General features: G+C 59.5%; 7 protein-coding genes and 2 pseudogenes. 3 read left to right on the plus strand and 6 right to left on the minus strand.

Annotated elements, in window-relative coordinates:
• Positions 1-666: 666 nt before the first annotated feature.
• Entirely contained in the window at positions 667-1,959 is a 1,293-nt protein-coding gene (gbcA, locus tag ACIPZF_RS23580) for a glycine-betaine demethylase subunit GbcA (RefSeq protein ID WP_400803850.1), read from the minus strand.
• A 295-nt stretch (positions 1,960-2,254) separates the two neighbouring features.
• On the opposite strand from gbcA, the gene gbcB reads away from it, so the two are divergent.
• Complete coding sequence (gene gbcB / locus ACIPZF_RS23585; protein WP_400803852.1) at positions 2,255-3,355, plus strand: glycine-betaine demethylase subunit GbcB; 1,101 nt, start codon at positions 2,255-2,257, stop codon at positions 3,353-3,355.
• 109 nt (positions 3,356-3,464) lie between these two features.
• On the opposite strand, the pseudogene ACIPZF_RS23590 reads toward gbcB, so the two are convergent.
• The 5 genes and pseudogenes from ACIPZF_RS23590 to ACIPZF_RS23610 all read right to left on the minus strand — a co-directional run.
• Positions 3,465-3,736: pseudogene (locus ACIPZF_RS23590) on the minus strand (DUF3077 domain-containing protein).
• Between the two features lie 4 nt (positions 3,737-3,740).
• The gene (locus ACIPZF_RS23595) at positions 3,741-4,010 is read right to left on the minus strand and encodes a hypothetical protein (RefSeq protein ID WP_400803854.1); all 270 of its coding nucleotides are present in this window, start codon (positions 4,008-4,010) and stop codon (positions 3,741-3,743) included.
• A gap of 412 nt (positions 4,011-4,422) precedes the next feature.
• On the minus strand, positions 4,423-4,878 hold the full coding sequence (locus ACIPZF_RS23600; RefSeq protein WP_400803856.1) for an REP-associated tyrosine transposase: 456 nt from the start codon (positions 4,876-4,878) through the stop codon (positions 4,423-4,425).
• A 200-nt stretch (positions 4,879-5,078) separates the two neighbouring features.
• Positions 5,079-5,951, minus strand: coding sequence for a methyl-accepting chemotaxis protein (locus tag ACIPZF_RS23605; protein ID WP_400803865.1), 873 nt, complete (start codon positions 5,949-5,951; stop codon positions 5,079-5,081).
• Positions 5,934-6,704: pseudogene (locus ACIPZF_RS23610) on the minus strand (MCP four helix bundle domain-containing protein); the annotation flags it as partial. The pseudogene ACIPZF_RS23610 and the gene ACIPZF_RS23605, both read right to left, overlap by 18 nt.
• A gap of 276 nt (positions 6,705-6,980) precedes the next feature.
• Between ACIPZF_RS23610 and ACIPZF_RS23615 the strand changes: the two are divergent.
• Positions 6,981-7,211: a hypothetical protein gene (locus ACIPZF_RS23615; protein WP_400803857.1), complete on the plus strand. Its 231-nt coding sequence runs from the start codon at positions 6,981-6,983 to the stop codon at positions 7,209-7,211.
• Positions 7,208-7,510: a cell division protein ZapA gene (locus ACIPZF_RS23620; RefSeq protein WP_012316646.1), complete on the plus strand. Its 303-nt coding sequence runs from the start codon at positions 7,208-7,210 to the stop codon at positions 7,508-7,510. Before ACIPZF_RS23615 ends, ACIPZF_RS23620 begins: the two co-directional genes overlap by 4 nt.
• Positions 7,511-7,693 lie beyond the last annotated feature (183 nt).

Below are 7,693 nucleotides of genomic sequence, written 5' to 3' on the forward strand. Positions count from 1 at the left end.
GGGCAAGCCCGCTCCCACAGGTACTCCACTGCCCTTGGGTTTAGTGCAATACCTGTGGGAGCGGGCTTGTCCCGCGAAGCGATCTCGAATCATTTACCCACCAATTCTGTTCGCCAAGGTGTGGATAAAGTGTTCACGCTTCGCTGTGAGCCACGGCTCGCAAGGCCTGCACAGATATGATCAAAAAGTGATCAGCCTTGGTGATGGCCATCCCAAATCAGCCGGGTGAATATTTGAATGAGTTTCCCACAATCGCTGTTGGCGGCTCTGTGGATAATATGTTCGGCAATATCTACAACCCGCGCAGCCATTGGCCTACAGGAATATGATCAATAATTGATCAATCACGCCTAATATCCCGCCAGATCAGTGTTTTCAGTAGCTTAAGCTGTTATCCACAACGATTTTGGCCTGCACGTTCTTTCTGCACACAAAATCTGTTGGTCCTTCTGTGGACAAGGTGTTCGATTAACGCTGTGAGCCTTGAAATCATGGGCTTACAGAGATTTGGTCAAAAAACGATCAACCAACATTTCCATCCGCGCCCTTTCACTGTCCACAACCCCTGTCGATAGTTCTGTGGATAACATGTGCCAAAGCTCTGCATGACCATGTAAAACGCCACGGCTGACGCATCAGCCGTGGCGTTTTCAATGCAACGTACCGTTACTGCGCTTTCACTTCCTTCAGATACGGCGCAGGCTCTGCACCAAGGTTTTCCAGCACGCGCTGGCTGTACCAGTCGATGAAGTTGACCACGCCAAACTCGTAAGTCTTGGAGTACGGCCCAGGCTGGTACGCCGTGGAGTTGATCCCACGCTGGTTCTCTTCCGCCAGGCGGCGATCCTGGTCATTGGTTGCATCCCAGACTTTGCGCATGCGCTCCGGGTCGTAATCCACGCCTTCGACGGCATCCTTGTGCACCAGCCACTTGGTGGTGACCATGGTCTCCTGGGCGCTGATCGGCCACACGGTGAAGACGATGATGTGGTCACCCATGCAATGGTTCCAGGAATGCGGCAGGTGCAGGATGCGCATCGAGCCCAGGTCCGGGTTCTTGATGCGGCCCATCAGCTTCTGGCAGGCCTGCTTGCCGTCCATGGTCATCGACACGGTGCCCTTGAGCAGCGGCATGCGCACGATGCGGTTACGCAGGCCATGGCTCTTGTGCAGGTAAGGGATCTTCTCGGCTTCCCAAGCGGCGGCAGAGGCGGCCACGTGGTCCTTGAATTCCTGGCTGGCGCGCGGGTCGTTGGTGTCGTCCCACTCCAACAGGGTCTGCAGCAGCTCCGGGTGCGAACCGCTGCAGTGGTAGCACTCGCGGTTGTTTTCCAGTACCAGCTTCCAGTTGGCCTTTTCCATCAAGGTGGTATGCACCGCCACCTTGGTGTTCTCCATGTCGTACGGTTCCATGTAGTGCTCAAGGGTGGTCAGGAACTCGTCGATGGCCGGCGGATTCTCCGCCAGGCTGATGAAAATGTAGCCGCCGGCGACTTTCACGTGCACAGGCTTGAGGCCGTATTCCTTCATGTCGAAGTCGGCGCCCATCTCGGTGCCGGCGAACAGCAGGCGGCCGTCCAGTTCGTAGGTCCACTGGTGGTAATGGCACACCAGCTTGGCCACCTTGCCCTTGTCGCTGACGCACAGGCGCGAGCCGCGGTGGCGGCAGACGTTGTGGAAGGCATGCACCTTGCCCTCGGCACCGCGCACCACGAGGATCGGGTTCTTGCCGATCTGCAGGGTGATGTAGTTGCCCTTAGCCGGGATCTCGCAGGTCATGCCGGCGATCAGCCATTCCTTCTGGAAGATCTCCTGCATGTCGATCTGGAACAGACGCTCGTCGGTGTAGAACGGCTGGGGCAGCGAGTAGGTGCGCTCGCGGGTCTGCAGCATCTCGGCGGTGGCCTTGCGTGCAGGTTCCAGTGGATCGCCCAGGCTCAGGGTTGCGGTGACGTCCATCGTGTAATCCTCGGGGCCGTGTGCGGCCGGCAAAAGGTGGCTAATCGTTGTTGTGGTGCCGCAAGACTGGCTGCCGAAAAAAGGCAGCTTCTTTTGCCGTGGAGTGTGCGTCCGAAGGCGCCGCGAACCGTATCCATGGGCGACATGGCCGATTTGAATTACGACGCGCCAGCCCTTGTAGCGCGGGGCTGGTCGCGATAAGCACGCCGATGTCGCTGGCAGGAATGTACGACGTGTTCAGCTTGCGCATTATCGCAGCCATAAAAAGGGCCATTGTCGGCCGCTGGAGATGAACATGTCCGATACCTTCCTCAATCCGGTCAGCACACAGACCTGGGCCAACGGCCGCCACATCGTGCGCTGCGTCAAGGTCATCCAGGAGACCTGGGACGTGCGCACCTTCTGCTTCATGGCCGACCAGCCGATCATGTTCTTCTTCAAGCCCGGGCAGTTCGTCACCCTGGAGCTGGAGATCGAAGGCAAGCCGGTGATGCGTTCGTACACCATTTCCAGCTCGCCGTCGGTGCCTTACAGCTTCTCGATCACGGTCAAGCGCGTGCCGGGCGGGCAGGTTTCCAACTTCCTCCACGACACCATGCACGAAGGCGCCGAGTTGCCGGTGCACGGCCCGGTCGGGCTGTTCAATGCCATCGACTTCCCGGCGGGCAAGGTGCTGTACCTTTCCGGCGGTGTCGGCATCACTCCGGTGATGTCGATGGCGCGCTGGTTCTACGACACCAACGCCAACGTCGACATGGTCTTCGTGCACAGCGCCCGCTCACCGAAAGACATCATCTACCACCGCGAGCTGGAGCAGATGGCGTCGCGCATCCCCAACTTCAGCCTGCACATCATTTGCGAGAAGCACGGGCTGGGCGAGCCGTGGGCGGGTTACCGGGGTTACCTGAACCAGCGGCTGATGGAATTGATTGCGCCGGACTACATGGAACGCACCATTTTCTGCTGCGGCCCGACGCCGTACATGACGGCGGTCAAGCGCATGCTCGAAGCGGTTGGCTTCGACATGAAGAACTACCACGAGGAATCGTTCGGCGCGACGCCGCCGGAAGCCAAGGCCGATGCCGTGGAGCACGCCGAACAGGCGGCCGATGCGCCGGAAGTGGATGTGTCCGATCTCAATCTGGTGGAGTTCATTGGCAGCGAGAAGAGTATCCGCGTTGCGCCGGGTGAGACTGTGCATGCGGCGGCGGCGAAAGTCGGGCTGATGATTCCCAAGGCTTGCGGTATGGGTATCTGCGGGACTTGCAAGGTGCTCAAGCTGGGCGGTGAGGTGGAGATGGAGCACAACGGCGGGATTACCGAGGAAGACGAAGCCGAGGGCTACATTCTGTCGTGCTGCAGTGTGCCGAAAGGGGATGTGCGGATCGATTACTGATCAGATGGCTTCTTCGCGGGGCAAGCCCGCTCCCACAGGTATTGCGCTGAACCCGAATGCAGCGGGGTATCTGTGGGAGCGGGCTTGACCCGCGAAGAGGCCCTCAAAGTCAATGCATTCTATTCTTGGCCATCTCAATATCATTCATCAAGGCTTTGGCCAAAGCACTCAGATAATCCGCGGCACCCAGCAACTTGTGGTCATCTTCCATATCCCCCTCACGAACCAGATGCTTGATGTAGCCCAGAAAACCGACACCTGCTCATAGACATCATCGATGGGAATACCCGGCTGTACCCTTAGCAGGTGTATGGGCGGGTTACCCACTTCGAGGAAAGTTTCTGCTCCTATGGTCGCTACGGATTTGATTACGCCCGTCATGGTTTCATCCCTCCGCCTTTTGTCCATAGAGCCGATCATGAACATGCTCAACCAGAGAATGCGCGATCTCTGTGGCATGCATGGCATTGCTCAGCATGTTCAGGCCATGTTCGCCGGCGCGGGCGCGGCAGTGTTCGTCGATGGTTTCGATGACACCACGCAGCAGCTCGCTGATGTGAGCCAGGGCGTCGGGTGGGTTCATGTCGGATTGATGGGTGAAGAAGGGGGAAGTGATGGGTTTGCGACGTGGTGGGTCGGGGACGATTTTCTTCATGATGTAATTCCATTTCTCAAGAAAGGAACTACCACCCGAATCTTTCTCACGGATTGAGGGTGGCAGCCGTACGCAGGGTGAGAAAACCGAGGAGAATTGGCAAAGACTCGGCCAGGACGAAGCCTGCCCACGTACGGCCACCATAAAGGTGCTACCAAAATCTACCTGTCAGGTTCTCACACCCGGTCGCCGAAGCGACCCGAAAACGTTATCCCTGAGCCATTTCCCCGACAACAGCGACACTTCAGCAGCGCGCGTAGGATAATTCCCAAGCATGCCGATCTTGAAGTATTTGGTTTCAAGTTCAGAAATGTCTTACGGCTGCTGGCCCTTTCGCGGGGCAAGCCCGCTCCCACAGAAGTACAGTGCATAACATTCATTGTGGGAGCGGGCTTGCCCCGCGAAGAGGCCCTCAAATCCACACAGCATCCCAATGTAGATAATCGCCAGCACGGCGAACCAACCCCGCTCTTATGGCATTGGCCACGATATACCTGGCCACATGCACAACATTCTCCTCACGGCGCAAGGCATGGTCCTGATAGCCCGGTTGCCATATCTTGCGGCGCGGCATACCGAGTTGATAAAGCGCATGACTGCTGCGCGACTTGAACCTGCGCATCAAGCAACACAACGTGCCGCTTCGTAATTCGATCAGCCAATGAACATGGTCTGGCATGACCACCCAGGCCAGGGACCGGCACAGTCCATCGAGCTCGGTTTGCCTCAGTTGGTGGATGACGCTGCGGGCGAACTGGAAGTGGGTGAAGATCCGTTTGCGCTCGTGAGTGACTGTTGTCAGCAGGTAGAGCCCGCCTGGCTGAGAGAAACGGCCACGGCGCAAAAGGTGAGATTGGGCACGGTCCATGTGTTGTTCCCTTTGAAGATTCAGGGAAACACTAGGTCAGCTGGGATAAGTGCGAGGTGGGGAATGGTTGCGGGATGTTGGGTGGTAGTGCCGGCCTCTTCGCGGGGCAAGCCCGCTCCCACAGTGGATAGGGATTGGCAATCCAAACTTGTGGGAGCGGGCTTGCCCCGCGAATGGGCCGCATAGCGGCCCCTGCAATCTCAGGTGCGGAACCGAGCCACCAGCCCATTCAGGTCCACAGCAAGGCGCGACAATTCAGCACTCGCCGCGCTGGTCTGGTGCGCTCCGGTCGCGCTCTGCACCGACAGGTCATTGATGTTCACCAGGTTGCGGTCCACTTCCCGCGCCACTTGGGCCTGCTCTTCGGCGGCACTTGCGATCACCAGGTTACGTTCGTTGATCTGCGCGACCGCACCAGCAATGGTGTCCAGCGCCATGCCGGCGCCCTTGGCGATGTTCAGCGTCGACTCGGCGCGCTCGGTGCTGGTGCGCATCGATTCCACCGCCTCTTCGGTGCCGCCCTGGATGCTGCCGATCATGCGCTCGATCTCGCTGGTCGACTGCTGGGTGCGATGGGCCAGCGCGCGCACCTCATCGGCCACCACCGCAAAACCACGGCCTGCTTCACCAGCGCGCGCCGCTTCGATTGCCGCATTCAGTGCGAGCAGGTTGGTCTGGTCGGCCAGGCCACGGATCACGTCGAGCACCTTGCCGATGTCGCGTGACTGTTCAGCCAGGTGGGTGATCAGCTTGGCGGTGGCCTGCACATCGCCACTCATGCGCTCGATGGCGCCGACGGTTTCCATCACCAGGTCACGACCGTCACCGGCTGAGCGGCTGGCTTCGCCAGAAGCTTCCGAGGTGCTGACCGCGTTGCGTGCCACTTCTTCCACGGCGCTGGTCATCTCGGTGACGGCGGTGGCGGCCTGTTCGATTTCGTTGTTCTGCTGCTGCAGACCTCGGGCGCTTTCATCGGTGACGCAGTTCAGCTCTTCGGCGGCCGAGGCCAACTGCGTAGCGGAGCCAGCAATCAGTTGCAGGGTGTCGCGCAGCTTGTCCTGCATGCGCGCCATGGCTCGTTGCAGGCGGGCGGCTTCATCGGTGCCGTCTGCACGGATGACCTTGGTCAGGTCGCCGTCGGCGATCTGCTCGGCCGCCTGCAGGGCTTCTTCGATCGGCTTGACGATGCTGCGGGTCAGCAGGAACGCGCAGAGGAAGGTCAGCACGGCGGCGGCGATCAGCAGCCCGATCACCAGGGCGAAGGCCGCTGAATACTGGCTGGCGGCAACTTCATTGGTTTCACGGGTCTGGTCGGTGTTGATGCGCACCAGCGTGTCCATGACCTTGTTGATCTGTTCGGAGTTTTCCAGCAGGTCGCGGTTGAGCAGGGTGCGCAGGCCTTCGAGGTCGCCGGCCTGGCTCATGCTGCGCATGCGCGATTCCAGTTGGCGGTACTGGTCCAGCAACTGGCGGTATTGCTCGAATGCGGCCTTTTCGTCCGCAGCTGTCACCAGCGGCTCGTAGGCGCGCCGTGCGTTGTCGATCTGGGCGTTGCGCTCATCCAGCAGGCGCAGGGTGTCGCGCTGGGTTTCCGGCTCGCGGTTGAGTAGCAGGCGGTAGGACAGCGTGCGCAGGCGCAGGTTGAGCGAGGTCAGTTCGTCGAGGGTCTTGATGCTCGGCACGCTGATGTTTTCGATGACAACACCCGCCTGACGGATGTTGCCCATCTGCATCAGCGAGAAGATACCCAGGCCGAGCATGAGCAGGCCGATCAGGGCGAAACCGAGCAATGCGCGCGGGGCGATATTCATGTTGCGTAGAGACATGGGGAGAGGAATCCAGGCAAGGGAGGAAGGCGCGGTCCGTGCGACAAAATAAGACTTGCCTGGCTATCGGTCGTGACCGGCCAGTCTTGAGCGTGAACGAGCAAGTTTGTGAGCCAGCTAACGATTTACCTGACCGGCGGTTGATCCAGGTCGGAACAAGAACCCGGATACCCTGTCAATCTGCGGGGTAAGAAACCTTAAGAATCCGTTATTTAATGGCGATGGCTCGCGCTTTTCTTTATCGTGTGCGCCCTTTGCAACAACTGAGATATCCCCATGCTGGAAGCCTCCCTGAATCAAATCGAGCAACTGGTCAGCGACCTGATGCAGAAAAACGCTCAACTCACCGAGCAGAACACCGCCCTCGGCCAGGAACTGGCCCAGGCCAAGGAAGAAAACGAAACCCTGCAGCTGTCGCTGATGGAGCAGGAAGAGAAGAACGGCGCCACCGCCGCGCGCATCCAGGCGCTGGTTGACCGTGCGACCGCAGGTGTCGTCGGCGCATGAGACTGCAAGCGCAGCCGGTCAATGTCGTGTCGATCCTCGGCAACGACTATTCGATCAAGGCGCCCGAAGGCCAGGAAGAAACCCTGGCGCAGGCGGTACGGATGCTCAACACCGCCCTGGCCGAGACCAAGCGTTCGTACCCGACCCTGATCGGCGACAAGCTGCTGGTGCTGGCCGCGTTGAACCTGTGCTCCAAGCAGGTTGAACTGCAGAAGGAACACCAGCAGACCCTCGAGCGGACCCAGGCGCAGATCGACGCCACGGTGGACGCTATCGTTCGGACCATTGCCGAACAATAAAATCCCTGTAGGAGCGGCTTCAGCCGCGAACCAGGCGACGCGGTGGATGGCACCGGCTTCGCCGGTGTTCGCGGCTGAAGCCGCTCCTTGTATCTCGACTTTCGCCTCCCAAGAGGCGAAAGTTCTCGACTGATCATCGAGGGAAGGTCTTGAAGCGGAGCCGCTCCTAGGGCATCGAGCCCG

The organism is Pseudomonas sp. NPDC089752 (genome assembly GCF_044748725.1).
Classification (GTDB): domain Bacteria; phylum Pseudomonadota; class Gammaproteobacteria; order Pseudomonadales; family Pseudomonadaceae; genus Aquipseudomonas.